17 protein-coding genes are annotated in these 20,968 nt (G+C 70.3%); 15 read left to right on the top strand and 2 right to left on the bottom strand.

Translation table 11 applies throughout. The features are described from left to right. The first annotated feature begins 45 nt into the window (after positions 1-45). The 8 genes from AC3A3J_RS11850 to AC3A3J_RS11815 all read left to right on the top strand — a co-directional run bounded on the left by AC3A3J_RS11850 (position 46) and on the right by AC3A3J_RS11815 (position 10,833). Entirely contained in the window at positions 46-816 is a 771-nt protein-coding gene (locus AC3A3J_RS11850) for an isocitrate lyase/PEP mutase family protein (protein ID WP_487672463.1), read from the top strand. A 47-nt stretch (positions 817-863) separates the two neighbouring features. After that, positions 864-2,621, top strand: coding sequence for a proline--tRNA ligase (locus AC3A3J_RS11845; RefSeq protein ID WP_487672462.1), 1,758 nt, complete (start codon positions 864-866; stop codon positions 2,619-2,621). Positions 2,622-2,729: 108 nt separating this feature from the next. Then, positions 2,730-3,770: an LOG family protein gene (locus tag AC3A3J_RS11840; RefSeq protein WP_487672461.1), complete on the top strand. Its 1,041-nt coding sequence runs from the start codon at positions 2,730-2,732 to the stop codon at positions 3,768-3,770. Between the two features lie 93 nt (positions 3,771-3,863). Then, the gene (gene nusA / locus AC3A3J_RS11835) at positions 3,864-4,847 is read left to right on the top strand and encodes a transcription termination factor NusA (protein WP_487672460.1); all 984 of its coding nucleotides are present in this window, start codon (positions 3,864-3,866) and stop codon (positions 4,845-4,847) included. 127 nt (positions 4,848-4,974) lie between these two features. Continuing rightward, positions 4,975-5,181, top strand: a complete 207-nt coding sequence (locus AC3A3J_RS11830) for a YlxR family protein (protein ID WP_487672459.1) — start codon at positions 4,975-4,977, stop codon at positions 5,179-5,181. A gap of 59 nt (positions 5,182-5,240) precedes the next feature. After that, positions 5,241-7,988: a translation initiation factor IF-2 gene (gene infB, locus AC3A3J_RS11825; RefSeq protein WP_487672458.1), complete on the top strand. Its 2,748-nt coding sequence runs from the start codon at positions 5,241-5,243 to the stop codon at positions 7,986-7,988. Between the two features lie 135 nt (positions 7,989-8,123). Continuing rightward, on the top strand, positions 8,124-8,552 hold the full coding sequence (gene rbfA, locus AC3A3J_RS11820; RefSeq protein ID WP_487672457.1) for a 30S ribosome-binding factor RbfA: 429 nt from the start codon (positions 8,124-8,126) through the stop codon (positions 8,550-8,552). A gap of 118 nt (positions 8,553-8,670) precedes the next feature. Further along, entirely contained in the window at positions 8,671-10,833 is a 2,163-nt protein-coding gene (locus tag AC3A3J_RS11815; RefSeq protein ID WP_487672456.1) for a helix-turn-helix transcriptional regulator, read from the top strand. A 5-nt stretch (positions 10,834-10,838) separates the two neighbouring features. On the opposite strand, the gene AC3A3J_RS11810 is transcribed toward AC3A3J_RS11815, so the two are convergent. Next, positions 10,839-11,606, bottom strand: coding sequence for an HhH-GPD family protein (locus tag AC3A3J_RS11810; protein ID WP_487672455.1), 768 nt, complete (start codon positions 11,604-11,606; stop codon positions 10,839-10,841). A gap of 178 nt (positions 11,607-11,784) precedes the next feature. Here AC3A3J_RS11810 and AC3A3J_RS11805 point away from each other — a divergent pair, with 178 nt between their 5' ends. From AC3A3J_RS11805 to AC3A3J_RS11775, 7 genes are all read left to right on the top strand, one after another. Next, positions 11,785-12,438 (top strand): hypothetical protein, encoded by a 654-nt coding sequence (locus AC3A3J_RS11805; RefSeq protein ID WP_487672454.1) that lies wholly within the window; start codon positions 11,785-11,787, stop codon positions 12,436-12,438. A gap of 26 nt (positions 12,439-12,464) precedes the next feature. Next, positions 12,465-13,358 (top strand): tRNA pseudouridine(55) synthase TruB, encoded by an 894-nt coding sequence (gene truB / locus AC3A3J_RS11800; protein WP_487672453.1) that lies wholly within the window; start codon positions 12,465-12,467, stop codon positions 13,356-13,358. After that, positions 13,355-13,723 (top strand): hypothetical protein, encoded by a 369-nt coding sequence (locus tag AC3A3J_RS11795; protein ID WP_487672452.1) that lies wholly within the window; start codon positions 13,355-13,357, stop codon positions 13,721-13,723. The genes truB and AC3A3J_RS11795 overlap by 4 nt, the downstream gene beginning before the upstream one ends. Before the next feature lie 82 nt (positions 13,724-13,805). Next, the gene (locus AC3A3J_RS11790; protein WP_487673104.1) at positions 13,806-14,216 is read left to right on the top strand and encodes a hypothetical protein; all 411 of its coding nucleotides are present in this window, start codon (positions 13,806-13,808) and stop codon (positions 14,214-14,216) included. Further along, the gene (locus AC3A3J_RS11785; protein ID WP_487672451.1) at positions 14,213-15,166 is read left to right on the top strand and encodes a bifunctional riboflavin kinase/FAD synthetase; all 954 of its coding nucleotides are present in this window, start codon (positions 14,213-14,215) and stop codon (positions 15,164-15,166) included. Before AC3A3J_RS11790 ends, AC3A3J_RS11785 begins: the two co-directional genes overlap by 4 nt. Before the next feature lie 199 nt (positions 15,167-15,365). Beyond that, positions 15,366-17,510 carry a DEAD/DEAH box helicase gene (locus tag AC3A3J_RS11780; protein ID WP_487672450.1) on the top strand — a complete coding sequence of 715 codons (2,145 nt, stop codon included), beginning with the start codon at positions 15,366-15,368 and terminating at the stop codon, positions 17,508-17,510. A 206-nt stretch (positions 17,511-17,716) separates the two neighbouring features. Further along, a complete protein-coding gene (locus AC3A3J_RS11775) occupies positions 17,717-18,745 on the top strand; it encodes a 6-phosphofructokinase (RefSeq protein WP_487672449.1) in 1,029 nt (342 codons plus the stop codon). A gap of 34 nt (positions 18,746-18,779) precedes the next feature. Here AC3A3J_RS11775 and AC3A3J_RS11770 read toward each other — a convergent pair whose 3' ends face one another. Then, complete coding sequence (locus AC3A3J_RS11770; protein ID WP_487672448.1) at positions 18,780-20,876, bottom strand: S9 family peptidase; 2,097 nt, start codon at positions 20,874-20,876, stop codon at positions 18,780-18,782. Positions 20,877-20,968: the final 92 nt, after the last annotated feature.

The raw sequence follows: 20,968 nt of genomic DNA, 5'->3' as shown, positions 1-20,968 counted from the left end.
GCGGTCACGGCCCGCCGCATGCCAACGGGCGTTAGCGTGGAGGACATGACCACCGCATCGAAGGCCCAGACCCTCGTCGACCTCTACCACGCCCCCGAGATCCTCCGCGTCGTGAACGTGTGGGACGTCGTCTCCGCGCGCGCCGTCGCGAACCTGCCTGAGACCCGTGCCATCGCCACCGCGGGCCACGGCATCGCCGCCACCTTCGGATACGAAGACGGTACGACCCCGCGCGACGTCATGATCGACATGGTCGGGCGCATCGCGGCATCCGTGCCGGTGCCCGTCACGGCCGATCTCGACGACGGATACGGCGACGCGGGCGAGACTACGCGCCTCGCCATCGCCGCCGGCGTCGTCGGCGCGAACGTCGAAGACCGGCTGAAGCCGCTCGACGAGTCGGTCGCGGTCGTCGAGGCGATCGTCCGCGCCGCGGAAGCCGAGGGCGTCCCGTTCGCGCTCAACGCCCGCACCGACGCCTTCGTGCGCGGCGGGTCGCGTCCCGTCGAGGAGAGCGTCGCCGACGCGATCCAGCGCGGCCGTGCCTTCCTCGACGCGGGAGCGACCTCGGTGTTCGTCCCCGGCATCCTCGACGCCCACGTCACCCGCCGGCTCGTCGAGGGGATCGGTGAGCGCAAGGTCAGCGTGATCGGGCTGCCCGGCGCGCTCGCCGCATCGGAGTACGAGAAGCTGGGCGTCGCGCGCATCTCCTACGGGCCGCTCCCGCAGCGGGTCGCTCTCACCGCGCTGCAGGAACTCGCCGCGGACCTCTATCAGGGCGGCGTCGTGCCCTCCGGTCTCCCGGCGCTGAACTGAGCGACGCACCGCGAAGGCGGGTGACCGCGGGTCACTAGACTTGGCCCGTGGTCACTCGTCTCTCGAATTTCTTCCTCCGCACCCTCCGCGAAGACCCTGCCGGCGCAGAGGTCGCCAGTCACAAGCTGCTGATCCGCGCAGGCTACATCCGCCCCCAGGCGGCCGGCATCTTCGCGTGGCTTCCCCTCGGATTGCGCGTCAAGGCGCGCATCGAGAAGGTCGTGCGCGAGGAGATGGCCAACGCCGGCGCGCAGGAGGTGCACTTCCCGGCGCTGATGCCGCGCGAGGCGTACGAGGCGACCGGTCGCTGGGACGAGTACGGCGACCTGCTGTTCCGTCTGCTGGACCGGAAGGGCGGCGACTACCTGCTCGCCCCCACGCACGAAGAGGCGTTCACGCTCCTCGTGAAAGACCTGTACTCGTCTTACAAGGACCTTCCCCTGACGATCTACCAGATCCAGGACAAGTACCGCGACGAGGCCCGGCCGCGTGCCGGTCTGCTCCGCGGGCGGGAGTTCACCATGAAGGACGCCTACTCCTTCGACTCCTCCGACGCCGGTCTCGACGCGAGCTACCAGGCCCAGCGCGACGCCTACGAGCGCATCTTCCAGCGCCTCGGGCTCGAGTACGCGATCGTGCAGGCGGATGCCGGTGCGATGGGCGGCTCCCGCAGCGAGGAGTTCCTGCACCCCACGCCCGTCGGTGAGGACACGTTCGTCCGCAGCGCCGGCGGCTACGCGGCGAACGTCGAGGCGTTCACGACGGCGGTCCCCGACGCGATCCCCTTCGACGCCGACGCATCCCCGGTCATCTTCGACTCTCCAGACACGCCGACCATCGAGACGCTGGTCGCGCACACGAACGCCGTGCTCGACGGCGAGTACACCGCTGCCGACACCCTGAAGAACGTCGTGCTCGCGCTCACTCATCTCGACGGCACCCGCGAGCTCGTCGTCGTCGGCATCCCCGGCGATCGCGAGGTCGACGAGAAGCGGGCGGAGGTCGCCTTCGCCCCGGCCGAGGTGACGACGGCGAGTGCCGAGGACTTCGAGAACAACCCGCTGCTCGTCAAGGGCTACATCGGCCCGTGGTCGCCCACGGGAGCGGTGCTCGGCGAGGAGTCGGCCACGGGCATCCGTTATCTCGTGGACCCGCGCGTGAGCGAGGGGACGAGCTGGATCACCGGAGCGAACATCGACCAGAAGCACGCGCACTCGGTCGTCGCCGGGCGGGACTTCGAGGCGGACGGCATCGTCGAGATCGCGAACGTGCGCGCCGGCGACCCCGCCCCGGACGGCTCGGGTCCGGTCGAGCTCGCGCGCGGCATGGAGATCGGTCACGTCTTCCAGCTCGGCCGCAAGTACGCCGAGGCGCTCGGCCTCAAGGTGCTCGACGAGAACGGCAAGCTCGTCACGGTCACGATGGGTTCGTACGGCATCGGGGTCACCCGCATCCTCGCGATCATCGCCGAGCTCAACAACGACGACAAGGGTCTGATCTGGCCGCCGTCCGTCGCGCCGTTCGATGTGCAGGTCGTCGCCGCCGGCCGCGATCAGGTCGCGTTCGACGTCGCGGCCGAGCTGTCGGCGTCGCTCGAAGCCGCCGGGCTGGACGTGCTCTACGACGATCGCCCGAAGGTCTCGCCCGGTGTGAAGTTCAGCGACGCCGAGCTGGTCGGGGTCCCGTGGATCGTCGTCGTGGGCCGCGGTGCCGCCGATGGTCAGGTCGAGCTGTGGGATCGTGCAGGGGGAGTGCGGGAAGCCGTCTCCCTCGATGAGGCGCGCGCGCGACTGACCTCCCGCTGATCGTGAGGGCGAGGGAGCGCGGAAGCCGCCCTCCCTCGCCCTCCCTCGCCGTCCCACCCGCGGCGTTGCGGGTCGAGGTTCCCGGGCGCGGCGTGACACGCTGGGGGCATGATCGACGAACCGCTCCCGCAGGCGCTCAGCGCCGAGATCAACGCCGTCCTCGACGAGGCGGGCGTGCACACCGATCGTCGGCTCGTGATGCGGATGCTGCGCACGGCGATCCTCCTGGGTGAAGACGGCACAAGCCGCCTCGACCTCAAGATCGCCTCGGCGGCGCTGGCGGAGATGCGCGACGCCTTCCGGCTGTTCGCCCCGTTCCACGGGGTGCCCAAGGTCACCGTCTTCGGTTCGGCGCGCACGCGCACCGACGACCCGCTGTACGTGCGCGCACGCGATATCGCGGCCGCGCTGGCGAGCGACGGATGGATGGTCGTCACCGGCGCCGGCCCCGGCATCATGCAGGCTGCGGCGGAGGGGGCCGGCCCCGCGCTGTCGCTCGGGGTCTCGATCCGGCTGCCGTTCGAGGAGAAGCCCAACGGCATCGTCACGGGGCAGGATCAGGTCGTGGCGATGAAGTACTTCTTCACCCGCAAGCTCATGCTGATGAAGGAGTCGCAGGGCTTCATCTGTCTGCCGGGCGGTTTCGGCACGCTCGACGAGATGTTCGAGCTGCTCACCCTGCAGCAGACGGGCAAGGCGGAGCCGATGCCGATCGTGCTGCTGGATCAGACCGGGGGAGGGTTCTGGCAGGGGCTGCAGACCTTCATCGACGAGCACCTCGCGCCCGCGGGGGTGATCTCGCCCGGCGACTTCGATCGGGTGCTCGTGACCGACTCGGTGGAGGAGGCGCGCGCCGAGATCACCGGCTTCTGGCGCAACTATCACTCGCTGCGGTGGATCGGCGAAAGGCTCGTGCTGCGCCTGCGCCATGCCCCCACCGACGAGGAGATCGAGGGGTTGAACCAGCAGTTCGGCGCGCTGGTGTCGGACGGTCGGATCGAGCGCGCCGAACCCGCGGCACCCGAGGTCGCCGACGGCGACGCCCTGGACATGCCGCGGCTCGCTCTTCACCTCGGTCAGCGCGAGGTCGGCAATCTCTTTCAGCTGATCCGCGGCGTGAACGCGCTGCCCTCCGCCGCCGGGCGCTGACGCCGCGTGGCGGCCCGCGCCGCGGCACGGTATCGTTGTACGGATGTGGCGCGTGAGGTTTCCGCGCGACGAGAGCTGAATAGGGAGGCCGTCATGGACATCGAACTGAGTCTGCTGCGAGGGATCGAGAAGGAGAAGGGCATCCCCTTCGACGAACTCGTGTCGATCATCGAACAGGCGATCCTGACCGCGTACTCCAAGCACGTCTCCGCGGAGGGCGACCTGCCGGAAGGTGTGCGCGTGGACCTCGACCGCAAGACCGGTCACGTCGCCGTGCTGCAGCCGGTCACCGACGACGAGGGCGCGGTCATCGGCGAGGAGGATGCCACGCCGAGCGACTTCGGTCGCATCGCCGCGTTCGCCGCCAAGCAGGTCATCAGTCAGCGTCTGCGCGACATCGCCGACGACGCGGTGCTCGGAGAGTTCCGCGGCAAGGAGGGCGACATCGTCGCCGGCGTGATCCAGCAGGGGCCGAACCCCAAGATGATCCACGTCGACCTCGGCTCGGTCGAGGCCATCCTGCCCCCAGAGGAGCAGGTCCCCGGCGAGGAGTACCCGCACGGCGCGCGGCTGCGCGTGTACGTGACCAGCGTGGCGAAGGGGCTCAAGGGTCCGCAGATCACCGTCTCGCGCACGCACCCGGGTCTCGTGCGCAAGTTGTTCGCACTCGAGGTCCCCGAGATCGCCGCAGGCCTGGTCGACATCGTCTCGCTGGCCCGGGAGGCCGGGCACCGCACCAAGATCGCGGTGCGCGCGAACGACCCGGCGATCAACGCCAAGGGCGCGTGCATCGGTGAACTCGGGCGTCGCGTGCGGGCCGTCACCGAGGAGCTCAACGGCGAGAAGATCGACATCGTCGACCACAACCCGGAGCTCGCGGCGTTCGTGGCGAACGCGCTGTCGCCCGCGAAGGTGACCAGCTCGTTCATCCTCGACGCGACGACGAAGGCCGTCCGCGCGCTCGTCCCCGACTACCAGTTGTCGCTCGCCATCGGCAAGGAGGGGCAGAACGCCCGCCTCGCCGCGAAGCTGACCGGCGCGAAGATCGACATCCAGCCGGACAGCGTGCTCGACTGAGCGCCCGAGGGCCGTCCGACGCGCGCCGCGCGTGCGGATCCCGACGAATCCCAGGTGTAAGATGGAACCCGTACGAACGTGCGTCGGTTGCCGCACGCGTGCTTCCCGCTCCGCCCTGATCAGGGTGGTGTCCCAGAACGACATCCTCGTCATCGACGAGCGGGCCGTCCTGCCGGGGAGGGGCGCGTGGGTGCATCCGACGCAGGAATGCATAGAGGCCGCGCTGCGGCGCCGTGCTTTCGGACGAGCACTCCGTGTGTCCGCCGCAGTGGACACGCAGACCATCGAGAAACGGCTGAACGGCTATGGAAACAAAGTGAACGGCTCGAAATGAGACCCGTCCGCGACTAATGGTCTGCCCTGTCTGGGCAGACCGCCCCAGACAGGAGAATTGTGGCTGGTAAACCACGCGTACACGAGATCGCCGCCGAACTCGGCGTCGACAGCAAGGTCGCACTTGCGAAGCTGAAGGAGCTCGGCGAGTTCGTCAAGAGCCCCTCGTCCACCGTCGAGCCCCCCGTCGCCCGCAAGCTGCGCGCGGCGATCGAGGCCGACCCCTCGCTCAAGGGCGGAGCGGAGTCCGCTCCGTCCGCCAAGCCCGCTGCCGCGAAGCCCGCAGCGAAGTCCGGCCCCACCCCGGGCCCGAAGCCCGGTCCCAAGCCCGCACCGGCCCCGGCGGCTCCGGCCGCCCCGGCTGCTCAGTCGCCTGCGGCTCCGGCATCGTCGGCGCCCACCCCCGGCCCGGCGACTCCCGCCGCGCCCAGCGCTCCGACGCCCGCCGCACCCAAGCCCGGCGACTCGGGTGCTCCCAAGCCGGGCGCCCCGCGTCCCGGCAACAACCCGTTCTCGTCGGCGCAGGGCATGGGACAGCGTCCCGCGGGCCCGCGTCCCGGCAACAACCCCTTCGCCTCGGCGCAGGGCATGGGGCAGCGCCCCACGCCCGGCAACATCCCGCGTCCGCAGGCACCCCGTCCCGGTTCCCCGCGTCCCGGCGCCCCGCGTCCGGGTTCGCCCCGTCCGGGTGCCCCTCGCGGCGGTCAGGGCGGTCGTCCCGGTGCACCGTTCCAGCAGCGTCCCGGCGGCCCCGGCCGTCCCGGCGGAGCAGGCGGTCCCGGTGCCGGCGCGCGTCCCGGCGGTGGCTTCGCCGGTCGTCCCGGTGGGGGCGGCGGTCGTGGCCGTGGTCCCGGCGGCGGTACCGCCGGTGCCTTCGGTAAGGGCGGCGGCAAGAGCAAGCAGCGCAAGTCGCGGCGGGCGAAGCGGCAAGAGTTCGAGATGCGGAGCGCCCCGGTCGTCGGCGGCGTCAACGTCACCCGCGGTAACGGGGAGATCATCCGCATGCGCCGCGGCGCGTCGATCGCGGACTTCGCCGACAAGATCGAGACGCTGACCGGCTACACCGTGCAGCCGGGAACGCTCGTCACGATCCTCTTCAACCTGGGCGAGATGGCCACGGCGACCGAGTCGCTCGACGAGGCCACCTTCGAGGTGCTCGGCGAGGAGCTCGGGTACAAGATCCAGATGGTCTCGCCCGAGGACGAGGACAAGGAGCTCCTCGAGGGCTTCGGTCTCGACCTCGAGAAGGAGCTGGAGGAGGAGAGCGAGGACGACCTCGAGATCCGTCCCCCGGTCGTCACCGTCATGGGTCACGTCGACCACGGTAAGACGCGCCTGCTCGACGCGATCCGTCAGACCAACGTCATCGAGGGCGAGGCCGGCGGCATCACGCAGCACATCGGTGCGTACCAGGTGTGGACCGAGCACGAGGGCATCGAGCGCGCCATCACCTTCATCGACACCCCGGGTCACGAGGCCTTCACGGCCATGCGTGCCCGCGGTGCGCAGGTGACCGACCTCGCGATCCTCGTGGTCGCGGCCGACGACGGCATCATGCCGCAGACGGTCGAGGCGCTGAACCACGCGCAGGCGGCGAACGTGCCGATCGTGGTCGCGGTCAACAAGGTGGACAAGCCCGAGGCCAACCCGGCCAAGGTGCGTCAGCAGCTGACCGAGTACGGACTGGTCGCCGAGGAGTACGGCGGAGACGTCATGTTCGTCGACGTGTCGGCTCGCGCCGGCACCGGCATCCAGGAGCTCCTCGACGCCGTGCTGCTCACGGCGGACGCGGGTCTGGACCTCACCGCCAACCCGAACAAGGCCGCTCGCGGTGTCGCCATCGAGGCGAAGCTCGACAAGGGCCGCGGATCGGTCGCCACGGTGCTCATCCAGTCGGGAACGCTCCGGGTCGGAGATGCGATCGTCGCCGGCACCGCCTACGGGCGCGTGCGTGCGATGGCCGACGAGAACGGCGAGCAGGTCCTCGAGGCCTACCCGTCGCGTCCCGTGCAGGTGCAGGGTCTGAACTCGGTGCCCCGCGCCGGCGACGTCTTCATCGTCACCGAGGAGGATCGTACGGCTCGTCAGATCGCCGAGAAGCGCGAGGCCGTCGAGCGCAACGCCCAGCTGGCCAAGGCCCGCAAGCGCATCTCGCTCGAGGACTTCACCCGTGCTCTCGAAGAGGGCAAGGTCGAGTCGCTCAACCTCATCATCAAGGGTGACGTCTCGGGTGCCGTGGAGGCCCTCGAGGAGTCGCTGCTCAAGATCGAGGTCGATGACTCGGTGCAGCTGCGCATCATCCACCGTGGTGTGGGTGCGATCACCGAGTCGGACGTGAACCTGGCGACGATCGACAACGCGATCATCGTGGGCTTCAATGTGCGTCCCGACACCAAGGCGCGCGAGCGGGCCTCCCGCGAAGGCGTCGACATCCGGTTCTACTCGGTCATCTACAACGCGATCGACGAGATCGAGAACTCCCTCAAGGGCATGCTCAAGCCGGAGTTCGAAGAGGTCCAGTCGGGTGTCGCCGAGATCCGCGAGGTGTTCCGCTCCTCGAAGTTCGGCAACATCGCCGGTGTCATCGTGCGGTCGGGAACGATCACGCGAAACGCCAAGGCACGCGTCATCCGCGACGGTGTGGTCATCGCCGACGGTCTGGCGATCGAGTCGCTGCGTCGGTTCAAGGACGACGTCACCGAGGTCCGTACCGACTTCGAGGCGGGTATCGGCCTGGGCAAGTACAACGACATCCAGGTCGGTGACGAGATCGAGACCACCGAGATGGTCGAGAAGCCGCGCGGCTGATCCTCGTTCAGTCGCTCCGGCGATGGATGCCATCGGGATAACGGGAACCCCCAAAACCCCGACTATCCCGATGGCATCCATCGCCTCCGCTACAGTCCTGAGCCGCTGCGGCGGTGAAGAGAGAGAAGTTGAAGCATGGCTGGAGAACGACAGGCACGCCTCGCCGACCGGATCCGTGTGATCCTCGCGGAGCGGCTCGAGAAGGGGCTGCGCGACCCGCGGCTCGGATTCGTCACCCTCACCGACGTACGGGTGAGCGGCGACCTCCAGCACGCATCCGTGTTCTACACGGTGCTCGGCACCGAGGAGGAGCGCATCGCCAGCGGCGCGGCGCTGGCCTCGGCGACGGGGATGCTGCGCAGCGAGGTGGGACGGCAGCTGAGCACGCGTCTGGTGCCCACGCTGGAGTTCATCCCGGACGCACTGCCTGAGAACGCGGACCACATCACGGCGCTGCTGCGCGAGGCGCAGGAGCGCGACGCGGAGGTCGCCAAGCTCGCGTCCTCCGCCTCGCACGCGGGTGACGCCGACCCGTACGTGCGCAACGAGGACGACGACGCGTAAGCACCGACGTCCACGCGGAGACGCGTAGGGTATATCGGCTGCAGATCACGGCATCGCGCCGCATGGTTGCTACCTTCGCCGAGGCGGGAAGGACTCCCGCCTCGGCGAGGAGCAGCTCATGCAGGGAACGGTGTGGTCGCACGGCGCGCCGACGATCGACGACGTCGGCGCGCTGCTGCTGCGTCTCAGTGACGCCGCGACGCCCTGCGCCCCGCATGTGCTCGCCCGTCTCCGCGCCGAAGTGGAGGACGACGACCGTGCTGTCATGGAAGTCGCGGCGCGCCTGACGCCCGCGCAGCGCACCGGGCTGGCTCCGCTGTCATCTCCGCTCCCCGCAGCACCGGCTATCGTGCATGCGTTCCGGTCGCTGGACCTGTCGAGCCGCGATCGCGCGCTGCTGTTCGCCGCCTCCGTAGTCCTCGACGACGACCTCGAACCGCTTCTGGCCTTCGACGGGCGCGACGCGAGGGAAGTGGGGCGCTCGGTCATCGGCGAACTCGTCGAACTGCGCGCGGGGCGCATCCGCCTGGCCGACCGGAGGCTCGCGACCTGGATCACCGACGGGACCCCGGCGTCAGAGGCCACCGCGGTGCACGAACGGCTGCATCGGGTATTCCACGCGCGAGCCCGTGCGACCGAGGCCGCGTGGCACCGGGCTCGGGCGAGCCTGCACGCGGATCCGTCGGTGGCAGCGATCCTCGTCGGCGCGGCGAGGGGGGAATCCGAGGCAGGACGCAGCGACCGGGCCCTGATCCTCGCGCGCGAGGCCGCCGCTCATGCGGCTGGTGCGGTTCTGGATGAGGCGCGCCAGGTAGCAGGTGCCGCCGCCATCGCGGGAGGGTACGCGGCGGAGGCGGTCGGCTGGCTGGCGCCTCTCATGGCGGACGGCGTGGAGAGGTTCCGTCTCCGAGGACTCGCCGGTTTCGTCATCGCCCAGGCACACCTTCACGGCTCGGTGCCCAGCATCGACCCGGCGACCATCCGTCCTCGATCCGACACCGACGAGGACTGGTACGCGTTGGCACGTGCCGCGGCGTTGGCGGCGCCGCTCTGCGCCGAGCGCGCCGACCGGAGGGGCATGCGACGCTGGGCGGACGTCCTGCACGAATCAGCGGCGCGCGTCGGCGTCGAACGTTCCCTCGGCGACCCGACCGTGGCGCTGAGCTGGATGCTCCTCGGGGAGCCGGACGCTCCGGAGGCCCGCGGGACGGGGCCGGTGACCGGGGTGCTGCTGCGCGCCCTGACGGCCGCGGTCGAGGGGAGGGTGGACGACGGGATCCGTCTCCTCGCACACGGCGCTTCTCTGAGTGCGGAGGTGGATCCGCTCGTCGAGGGATTCGAGCGCAGCCCCCTCGTCTCGGCTTACCGCACGGTCGCGCACGCGTTGCTTCTCTTCTGGCGCGGAGACGTCTCGACGGCACGGGAGCGGCTCCTGGCCGCGGCGCACTCGCATCCGATCGCGGTGCCGTTCTCGGGGCTCGGCGTTGTGCTCGCGCGACGGCTGGACCTGGCGGTGCTCGGGCGGGTGGGGCCGGTCGCCGCCGCCCTCACTGCCGCGTTGCCGTCCCCGCGTCGCGTCGACGTGCTGCTCGACCGTGCCATCGAGCGCTTCCTCACCGGCGACTTCGCGGGAGCCGCGGAATCATCGCGGTTGTGGCGCGACTCCGGAGAACCCGGTCCGACTCTGGCCGTGCCGGGGCTCGAGGAGCTCGGCGGTCCGGAGACGTCGGACGGCGGGGGACCGACGATCGCGCCGCCGGAGATGCGCGAGGCGCGGTCGTTGCTGCGGGGGATCGCCGCCGTCCCCGAGGCTCGCTGGATGGTCGAGAGGAGCGATATCGCCGATGCTGCGCGGGCGATCAGGTCGCCGTTCCTCCGTGCCCGGGTGGAGGCGATGCTCGGTGTGCGATGCGCGGTGGCCGGGGAGGATGCGGAAGCCGGGGAACATCTGCGTGCGGCGTCGCGGCTGTTCGAGGTGTGCGGCGCGCAGGCGTGGCGGCGCGCGACCGACCGCCGTCTCGTCCGCCTCGACGAGGTTCCCGCGTCCGCGACCGACCCGCTCGCCGCGTCACGCGCGGCGTGGGCGCCGTATCTCACGGCGAGGGAGCTGGAAGTCGCGATGCGCGCCGCCGCGGGCGCGCCCAACCGCGATATCGCGCAGGACCTCGCCATCTCGGTGCGCACGGTCGAGGTGCATCTCGGCCGAGCGTTCACGAAACTCGGCGTGCGGTCGCGCGTGGAGCTCACGGTGCGTGCCCACCGCATGGGACGCATGCTCTAGCGGGTTCACGTCGGCAGGCGGAGCATCCCGTCGCCGGCCTCGGCGAGTCCGTCGGCGATGAGCGAGTCGATCGCCCGATCGCGTTGGAGCGGATCGGGCCAGTCCGGCAGCACGCGATCGAGTGGCACCGGTCCGCCCGTCTCGCGGAGGATGCGCAGCACGGCACCGCGGGCCTGGCGATCGGATCCCTCGTAGGTGGCCTGTCGACGCCGGGTGTCGGGGGTGTCCGGCCGACCCTCGGCGAGCCAGGCGCAGGAGGCGGCGAGGGGGCAGCTCTCGCAGCGCGGGGCGCGGGCGGTGCAGACCGTGGCGCCGAGCTCCATCGCGGCGGCATTGAACACCGCGGCCTCCCGTTCGTCGTCGGGGAGGAGCGATTCCATCAGCACCAGGTCGCGGCGGGATGCGGAGGAGGGGTGCGCGCGCCCCTCGACGGCCCGCGCCAACACGCGCCGGGTGTTGGTGTCGACGACGGGGTGACGCCGGCCGTAGGCGAAGACTGACACGGCGCGCGCGGTGTAATCGCCGATCCCCGTCAGCGCGAGCAGTGCATCGACGTCGGCGGGCACGCGGCCTTCATGCAGTCGGGTGATCTCCTGGGCGGCGCGATGCAACCAGAGCGCGCGACGGGGGTAGCCGAGGTTGGCCCACTGCTGCACGACCTCCGCTGCCGAGGCGGCGGCGAGAGCCGTCGGCGTCGGCCAACGGGTGAGCCACGCGTCGAGGTGTGGGATGACGCGGGCCACGGGCGTCTGCTGCAGCATGAACTCGCTCACGAGCACGCCCCACGCGCCGAAATCGTTGTGAAAAGCGACGCGGCGCCACGGGAGATCGCGGGCGGTTGCCCGATACCATTCGGATAGGGGGTGCGCAAGCTGCGACGACGGCGTCGGAGCGGGCGAGGTCACGCTCACAGCCTATGCGAATGCGTCGACGACGCGGACCGGAGAAGTCATGTACAAGAAAGCCGCACAGGTCGGCAGCGCCGCATTGATGGCGATCGCGCTCGGGGTACTCGCGGGCTGCGCGCCCAGCCCTGCGCCCGCGACCGAATCCTCGCCGTCGCCGGCCCCGTCGACGCCCACGTCGACGCCGTCCGCCACTCCCACTCCCAGCAGTGATCCGGTCGCGGATCCGGCCGACCCGTCCACCTGGACGATCAGCGATTCCGCTGTCGGGCCGATCGAGCTCGGGGGCGACTTCGACTCCACTCTCGCATCGCTCCCCGCGCCCTGGTCCTCCGATGCTGAGAGCTGCTCGTACAGCGCCTTTTGGCGCCAGCCCGAGGGACTGTACGGAATGTACTTCTTCCGCAGCAACGAGTCGGATACGGCACCGATCAAGGAAGTGGCCGTCTACGGCCTGGCCTCGCCCGACGGCGGCCCCAAGACGGCCGAGGGGCTCGGTGCAGGCTCGACTCGCGCCGACGTCCTCGCGGCCTACCCCGACGCCGAGGAGGGGACCGCCGAGATCGGGACGGAGTCCTGGCTGCGTCTGCCCTCCAGCGGTGACGCGCACGTGTTCTTCCAGTTCCGCGAAGGACAGGACACCGCGCGCGGCGTCGTCGTGACGACGGATGCGGAACCGGCCTACGAGGTGTGCGGCTAAGGCCGCCACCGCCGTAGGCTGGAGGGATGGTCTCGCCCGGCATCCTCCTCGTCGACAAGCCCGCAGGGCTCACCAGCCACGATGTCGTCGCACGGGCGCGTCGCGCCCTCGGCACGCGCAAGGTCGGCCACGCCGGCACGCTCGATCCGATGGCGACGGGGCTGCTCGTGATCGGTGTCGAGGGCGCCACACGCCTGCTCACCTACATCGTGGGCGCGGAGAAGACCTACGAGGCGACGATCCGTCTCGGCGTGACCACTACGACCGACGACGCCGACGGCGACATCGTCAATCAGGCGGGGCCGACGGCATGGGCATCCGTCACCGATGACCGCATCGCGCAGGGGATCGGCGCGCTCACCGGCGCGATCTCCCAGGTCCCCAGCTCGGTGTCCGCCATCAAGGTCGATGGTCGTCGTGCCTACGACCGCGTGCGCGCGGGGGAGGAGGTCGTCTTGGCCGCCCGGGACGTCGTCGTCTCGCGCTTCGACGTCACCGCCGACCGCGCCGTCGACGGCTTCCGCGAGCTGGACGTCGTCGTCGAGTGCTCGTCCGGGACGTACATCCGGTCTCTGGCGCGCGACCTCGGTGCCGCGCTCGGTGTGGGCGGACACCTCACCGCACTGCGGCGCACGCGTGTCGGCGCGTTCGACGTGGCGGATGCCGTCGGCATCGACGCCCTCGACGGCGCGCCCCTGCTCAGCCCCGCAGCCGCGGCCGTCCGTGTTCTGCCGTCCCTCGAGGTGTCCGGCGACGAGGCTCGCGACCTGCGCCACGGCAAGCGCCTGCACGGGGCGGCTGCGCGTCTGGAGAGCCGCGAGGCGGCCGCGATCGATGACCAGGGCGTGCTCGTCGGAGTGGTGGAGAAGCGCGGCGCCGACCTCAAGAGCGCGATGAACATGCCGGAGGTGGCCCGGTGATCCTGTGGTTCACTCTCGTGCAGGTCGCCGTCGCGATCGCCGCCGGACTGTTCTGCGTGATCGCCGGACTCGCGGGTCGCCGTCCGAGCGACTGGTCGGTCGGCGCCCTGGCGATCGTCGAGCTGCTCCTGGTCGCGCAGATCGTGGTCGCGATCGTCTCGCCGCTCGCCGGGAACCCGCCCACCGGCGACCTGCTCGAGTTCTGGGTCTACCTGGTGTCGGCGGCGCTGCTGCCGATCGGTGCGGTGCTGTGGGCGCTGATGGAGCGCAGCCGATGGAGCACCGTGATCCTCGGCGTGGCCGCGATGGCCATCGCGATCATGGTCTGGCGGATGCAGGTCATCTGGACCGTGCAGGTGGCCTGACCCCGCTGGTGGGCGGGCGTGCGGTGCGCGTGGCGCATCTAGGATGGAATGCGCTATGAGCACCTCCGCCCCCACCACCAGGATGACCGGCATCGGCCGCGTCCTCGTGATCGTCTACGCCGTCATGGCACTCGCGGCGACCGGCCGCAGCTTCGTGCAGATCGTCCGCCGGTTCGACGAGGCGCCGCTCGCCTACTCCCTGTCGGCACTCGCGGCCGTCGTCTACATCCTCGCGACGCTCGCCCTCGTGCTCGCCCGGCGCCGCGGCTGGTACACGGTGGCCTGGGTCGCGATCGTCTTCGAGCTGACCGGGGTGATCGTCGTCGGCGTGCTGAGCCTCGTGCTGCCCGAATTGTTCCAGCACGAGACCGTGTGGTCGCTCTTCGGACGCGGGTACCTCTTCATTCCCCTGGTGCTCCCGGTCTTCGGCATCTGGTGGTTGCGCACGCACCGTCCCGCCCCGGTGACGGCGGGCGCAGAGGTGACGGTGTGATCGTCTTCCGCGACCCGTCCGAGGTCCCGGACGATTTCGGGCCGAGCGTCGTGGCGATCGGCAAGTTCGACGGAGTGCACGCCGGCCACCGTGCGGTCATCCGTCGCCTCGAGGAGCGCGCCGCGGAGATCAGTGCCCGGTCGGTGGCGGTCACCTTCGACCGCAATCCGCTGGCCGTGCTGCGGCCGGATCGCTGCCCGGAGAACGTGGTCACGGTCGCGCGCAAGATCGAATTGCTGGGCGAGCTGGGGCTCGATGCGACCCTCCTGCTCACGTTCGACGCGACGCTCGCGGCGCTGAGCGCCGAGGACTTCGTGTCGCAGATCCTCGTCGGGGCGCTGGGCGTGTCGACGGTCCTCGTGGGCGAGGACTTCCGGTTCGGCCACCGCGGCGCCGGGACTCCCGAGCTGCTGCGCGCGATGGGGCCGCGATACGGCTTCTCGGTCGAGGTCGTCGACGACGTGTATCTCGAAGGGTCCGACCGGCGGGTGTCGTCGACATGGATCCGCGAGCTGCTCATGGCGGGCGACGTGGTGGCCGCGTCCCGCGTGCTCGGACGCTTCCCCGACGTTCGGGGCGTGGTGGTGCACGGCCTGAAGCGCGGACGGGAACTCGGGTTCCCGACGGCGAACCTGTCGCCGATCGTCGATGCCTTCGTGCCGGCCGACGGCGTCTACGCGGGGTGGCTGGTCGACCACGACACCGGCATCCGGCATCCGTCCGCGATCTCGGTGGGGACCAATCCGACGTTCGACGACGTCCTCGAGCGTCAGGTCGAGGCGCATGTGGTGGGCGAGACGGGGCTCGATCTCTACGGCCACGACGTGACGGTCGAGTTCGTCGAGCGGCTTCGCGGCATGGTCGCCTTCGAGGGCATCGAGAAGCTCAAGGATCAGATGGCGACGGACGTCGACGACGCCGAACGCGTGCTGCGCGGCGCGACCGCCTGAGCACGCCGCGCCGTGAATGCCTGCCCGATCGGGCGGGGATGGCGTAGAGTGGGTGCAGCCTCCGGCGGTTCTCGGGCGTCGCGCCCGACCTCGACGGAAGCGCAGATCTACCGTCCGCACGGTCCTGGCTCGCGCCACACGCGGACATCGAGAACGCCGGGTCCTCCCATGCGGCCCGGCCCTCAGGCTCAGGAGGAGCATGCCGACCACGGCACCCGCCGCATCGCGGCGCAAGAAGTCGTCCCGTCGTGATGACGAGGCGCCCCTCATCCCCATCCTCGCGCGCAAGGTGCGAGAGATCGAGGCGAAGTCCCAGCGGGGCAAGCTCGGACCGACGAACCGGGTCAAGTTCCAGGTGATCGCCTTCCTCGTGCGTGAGGAGCGCGCCAGGGTCAAGGCCGATGCCGAACTCGGCGACGCTGCGCGAGCGGAGCTGCTCAAGCGGCTCGACGGCGTCGCGACGATCCTCGCCAAGACCGCCGCGCGCGACACCTCGCTCATCCAGCTGCTGGAGGCCGATCAGGCCACCTCGCCGGTCGCCAAGCGGATGCGGCGGGACTGGCTGCTGGAGTCGGGGGCCGAACTGCCGCCCGAGGAACTCATCATCGCCGACATCGCACCGATCCAGGTGCCGGTCGTGCCGGCGGCGATCGCCGAGCGCCAGGTGACGCCGCCGTCGGTGGAGGCACGCCAGCTGGCGAACCCCTTCCTCGCTCCGGATCTCACCCCGCGCGCCACGTCGACGCCGCGACGGCGTCTCGACGGCTGGGAGCTCATGGGGCCGCTCTACAAGGCGTTCGAGAGCGGAGCGGGCGGATCTGCGGCCAGCATGGAGCTGCCCCCGGTCCCCGAGTACGACCACGTGTCGCCCAAGGGGCGCGAGCTCATGGTGCACCAGTCGCGCTTCCTCGAGGCCGTGCGGCAGGGGCACCGGAGCTTCCTGCTCGCCGACGAGCCCGGTCTCGGTAAGACGGCCCAGTCCGTGCTCGCCGCTTCGGTCGCAGGGGCGTACCCCCTGCTCGTGGTGGTGCCCAACGTCGTGAAGATGAACTGGGCCCGCGAGGTCGAGCGTTGGACGCCGCAGCGGCGCGCCACGGTCATCCAGGGAGACGGCGACGACATCGACGCCTTCGCCGACATCTTCATCGTCAACTACGAGATCCTCGACCGTCACCTGTCGTGGCTCGCGTCGATCGGCCTGCGCGGCATGGTCGTCGACGAGGCCCACTTCATCAAGAACCTGTCGTCGCAGCGCTCGCAGAACGTGCTGTCGTTGGCTTCCCGCGTGCGTGAGCGCACGCCGGGCGGCAACCCGCTGATGCTGGCGCTCACGGGAACGCCGCTCATCAACGACGTCGAGGACTTCGACGCGATCTGGCGTTTCCTCGGATGGACGAACGGCGAGAAGCCCGGCCCCGAGCTCATGGAGAAGCTCGACGCCACCGGGTTCACTCCGGCCGACAAGGCGTTCTATCCCGAGGCGCGAGACGCCGTCATCTCGATGGGCATCGTGCGGCGAAAGAAGAAGGACGTCGCGGCGGACCTCCCCGACAAGCTCATCGCCGACCTCCCCGTGCAGCTCGACGACGAGTTCGGCCGCAGCATCCGTCAGGCCGAGCGCGAACTCGGGGAACGGCTTGCTGCCCGGTACCGGCGCATCATCGAAGCGCGCGGCGACCGTGGACTCGCGCCCGGAGAGATCGACGACGACATCGTTCGTCTCGTCGCACAGAACGAGCTCGAGGAGTCGAAGTCCGCCGGGACCGGCGGCGACAACGTCTTCACCATGGTGCGTCGCATCGGGCAGGCCAAGGCGCAGCTCGCGGCCGACTACGCTGCCCAGCTGCAGCGCTCGGTCGGCAAGGTCGTGTTCTTCGCCAAGCACATCGACGTCATGGATCAGGCCGAAGCGCACTTCGCGTCGGCGGGCATCCGCTCGGTGTCGATCCGCGGCGACCAGTCGACCGCCGCGCGTCAGCAGGCGATCGACGACTTCAACGGCGACCCGCAGGTCGGGATCGCCGTGTGCTCGCTCACGGCCGCCGGTGTCGGGCTGAACCTGCAGGCCGCGTCGAACGTGGTTCTGGCCGAGCTGTCGTGGACGGCGGCGGAGCAGACTCAGGCGATCGACCGCGTGCACCGGATCGGTCAGGACGAACCCGTCACGGCGTGGCGCATCATCGCCGCGCACACGGTGGACGCGAAGATCGCCGAACTCATCGACCAGAAGCAGGGACTCGCGGCGCGCGCCCTCGACGGGGAGGCGCTCGACGAGGTGGCGGCCGAGCCCGTGCAGCTCGGAGCGCTCATGCACCTGCTTCGCGACGCTCTGGGCGGTTCCTGAATCGCGTTAAGAATCGCGCTTCTTCGCGCCCTTTCGGGGCGAGGAAGCGCGATTCTGCGATTCGGCGGCGCGCGCTCGCGGGAACGCCATCAAAATCGCGTGTTTTCGCGACCCTCGAATGGCGCCCGGAGGATGCTTGCCGCTAGTGTCGATCGCAGGCAGCGTCGCCGTGTCCCGTACCTCCCCGAACACCCGAAGGCAGCAGCATGAAGATCGGCATCCTCACGAGCGGCGGCGACTGCCCCGGACTCAACGCGGTCATCCGTGGCGTCGTGCTGAAGGGCACGGAGACCTACGACATGGAGTTCGTCGGCATCCGCGACGGATGGCGCGGGGTGGTCGACGGCGATTTCTTCCCCCTCACCCGCCACGAGGTGAAGGGACTGTCGAAGGTCGGCGGCACCATCCTCGGCACCAGCCGGACGAACCCCTACGAGGGTCCGCGCGGAGGTGCCGAGAACATCGCGAAGACGCTCGCCGCGCACGGCATCGACGGCATCCTGGCGATCGGGGGCGAGGGCACCCTCGCGGCGGCCAACCGCCTCGCGAACGATGGCATCAACGTCATCGGCGTCCCCAAGACCATCGACAACGACCTGCGCGCGACCGACTACTCCTTCGGCTTCGACACGGCGGTCAACATCGCGACCGACGCGATGGACCGCCTCCGCACGACGGGCGACTCGCACCAGCGCTGCATGGTCGCCGAGGTCATGGGTCGTCACGTCGGATGGATCGCGCTGCACGCCGGCATGGCCGCGGGGGCGCACGTGATCTGCATCCCCGAGGTGCCCATGTCGATCGACGAGATCTGCGCGCTCGTGTCGAGTGCGCACGACCGCGGGCGCGCGCCGCTCGTCGTCGTCTCGGAGGGCTTCACTCTCAAGGGCATGGAGACGGCGTACAGCGACAAGGGCCTCGACGCGTTCAACCGCCCGCGCCTGGGAGGGATCAGCGAGGTCCTCGCCCCCGAGATCGAGCGCATCACCGGCATCGAGACGCGCTCCACGGTTCTCGGCCACATCCAGCGGGGCGGTTCGCCGTCCGGCTTCGACCGCGTGCTCGCCACGCGCCTGGGGCTGCACGCCGCCGACGCCCTGACCGATGAGTCCTGGGGTCAGATGGTCTCGCTCCGGGGCACGGACATCGTGCGCGTGCCGTTCGCCGAGGCGCTGGGCGAGCTGAACACCGTGCCGCGCAGCCGCTACGACGAGGCCGCGGCTCTCTTCGGGTGAACCGGCCGTCTCTCCCGCCGGCCGGTTCACCCGGTCAGTCGGCGAGGCCGAGCGTCTCGAGCAGCCAGGCGAGTTCGAAGGCGCGTTCGCGCCACGAGTTGTAGCGTCCGCTGACACCGCCGTGCCCCGCCACCATCTCGCACTTCAGGAGCACGTCCTCGGCGCCCGCCTCCCGCAGACGCGCCACCCATTTCGCCGGCTCGACGTAGTGCACGCGTGAGTCGTTGAGCGACGTGACGGCGAGGATGCGGGGGTAGCGCACTCCGTCGCGCACGTTCTCGTACGGGGAGTACGACTTCATGTAGGCGTAGACCTCGGGGTCGTGCAGCGGGTCGCCCCACTCGTCCCACTCGATCACCGTCAGCGGCAGCGACGGATCGAGGATCGTGGTGAGCGCGTCGACGAACGGCACCGCCGCCAGGATGCCGGTGAACAGCTCCGGCGCGAGGTTCGCGACGGCACCCATCAGGAGTCCGCCCGCACTCCCGCCTTCCGCGACGAGGCGGTCGGGAGCCGCGATGCCGGCGCCGACGAGGTGCTCGGCGCAGGCCACGAAGTCGGTGAAGGTGTTGCGCTTCTGCAGCAGCTTCCCGTCTTCGTACCACTGCCTGCCCATCTCGCCGCCGCCGCGCACGTGGGCGACCGCGAACACGACTCCGCGGTCGAGCTCCGACAGTCGTGCGACCGAGAAGCCGGGGTCGATCGAGTGCTCGTACGATCCGTACCCGTACAGGTGCACGGGCCGCGCGGCGGCACCGGGCTCGCCGAACGCGTTCTTCCACACGAGCGAGATCGGGATGCGGGTGCCGTCGGGGGCGGTGGCCCACTCGCGCCGCTGGCCGTAGTCCGCCGGGTCGTAGCCGCCGAGGACCACGGCGCGCTTGCGGAGGACGAGTTCGCGGGTGCGCAGATCCAGGTCGTAGACGGTGCCCGGGGTCACGAACGAGGCGTAGCCGAGACGGAGGAAAGGGGAGTGCCACTCCGGGTTGCCGCTCACGCCGGCCGAATAGAGCGGTTCGTCGAACGCGATGTCGTCGACGGCGCCGGTGGCGTAGTCGAGCAGCCCGACGCGCTCGAGACCCTCGGCGCGGTACTCGACCGTCGCGAAGTCGCGGAAGGCGTCCACACCGAGCAGTCGGCGGCCGGGGGTGTGGGGGAGCACCGTTCGACGGGCCCCCTGCGGCTCGTCGGCCGACACCGAGACGAGCTCGAAGTCGAGAGCTCCGTCGTTGTGGAGGATGAGCAGACGGTCCTCACCGTCGACCACCGCGTGCTCGAGGGAGTACTCGACGCCCTCGACGCGCGGCCAGACGATCCGCGGCTCGGCCGTCAGGTCGCCCTCGAGGTCGACGAGGTACTCCTCGCTCGTGATGCTCGAGCCGACGCCGATCACGAGGTACCGGCGGCTGCGCGTGATACCCGCGCCGAGCCAGTACTTCTCGTCGGGTTCGTGGAAGAGCTGCACGTCGTCGGACACCGCTGTTCCGAGCCGGTGCAACCACAGCGTGTCCGGACGCCAGGCGTCGTCTCGGGTGGTGTAGATCACGGCCGTGCCGTCCGGAGTGAAGAAGGCCCCGCCGGTGTTCGGGATCTCGTCGGGCAGCGTCTCGCCGGTCGAGAGGTCTCGCACGCGGACCGTGTAGAGCTCGTCGCCTTCGAAATCGGTCGACCACAGCAGCATGCGGGCATCGTCGCTCGTGTCGAATGCTCCGAGGGAGAAGAACTCGTGCCCCTCGGCCTCGACGTTGCCGTCGAGGAGCACGACCTCGCCCGGAACGGGCACGCCCGGCTCGAGCACGGGGGGCGTCCAATCGTCGGCGACCGCGGCGGCGCGGCAGTGGATGCCGTACTGCGCCCCCTCCTCGGTGCGGCTGTAGTACCACCAGTCGCCTCGGCGCGTGGGGACGGAGAGATCGGTCTCCTGCACGCGCCCCTTGATCTCCTGGAAGAGCGTCTCGCGCAGGGCGTCGAGGTGCGAGAGCTCCGCCTCGGTGTGGGCGTTCTCGGCCTCGAGGTGCGCGACGACCTCGGGAGATTCCTTCTCGCGGAGCCACTCGTACGGATCGTCGAACGTGTCGCCGTGGTGCGTGCGGGGGAGGGGCCGGCGGTCGGCGAGGGGGGCGTTGCTCATCGTTCCACGCTATCCCAGTCGAGTTGACCACCGCCGGGGACGGTGGGATCATTTACCGGGGCCGGTAAACGGAAGTAAAACCCACGGTGAAC

It is taken from the genome of Microbacterium sp. Soil_N32, assembly GCF_057655505.1.
The sequence above is the reverse complement of the archived record's forward strand: the minus strand, read 5'-3'. Positions and strand labels throughout refer to the sequence as shown.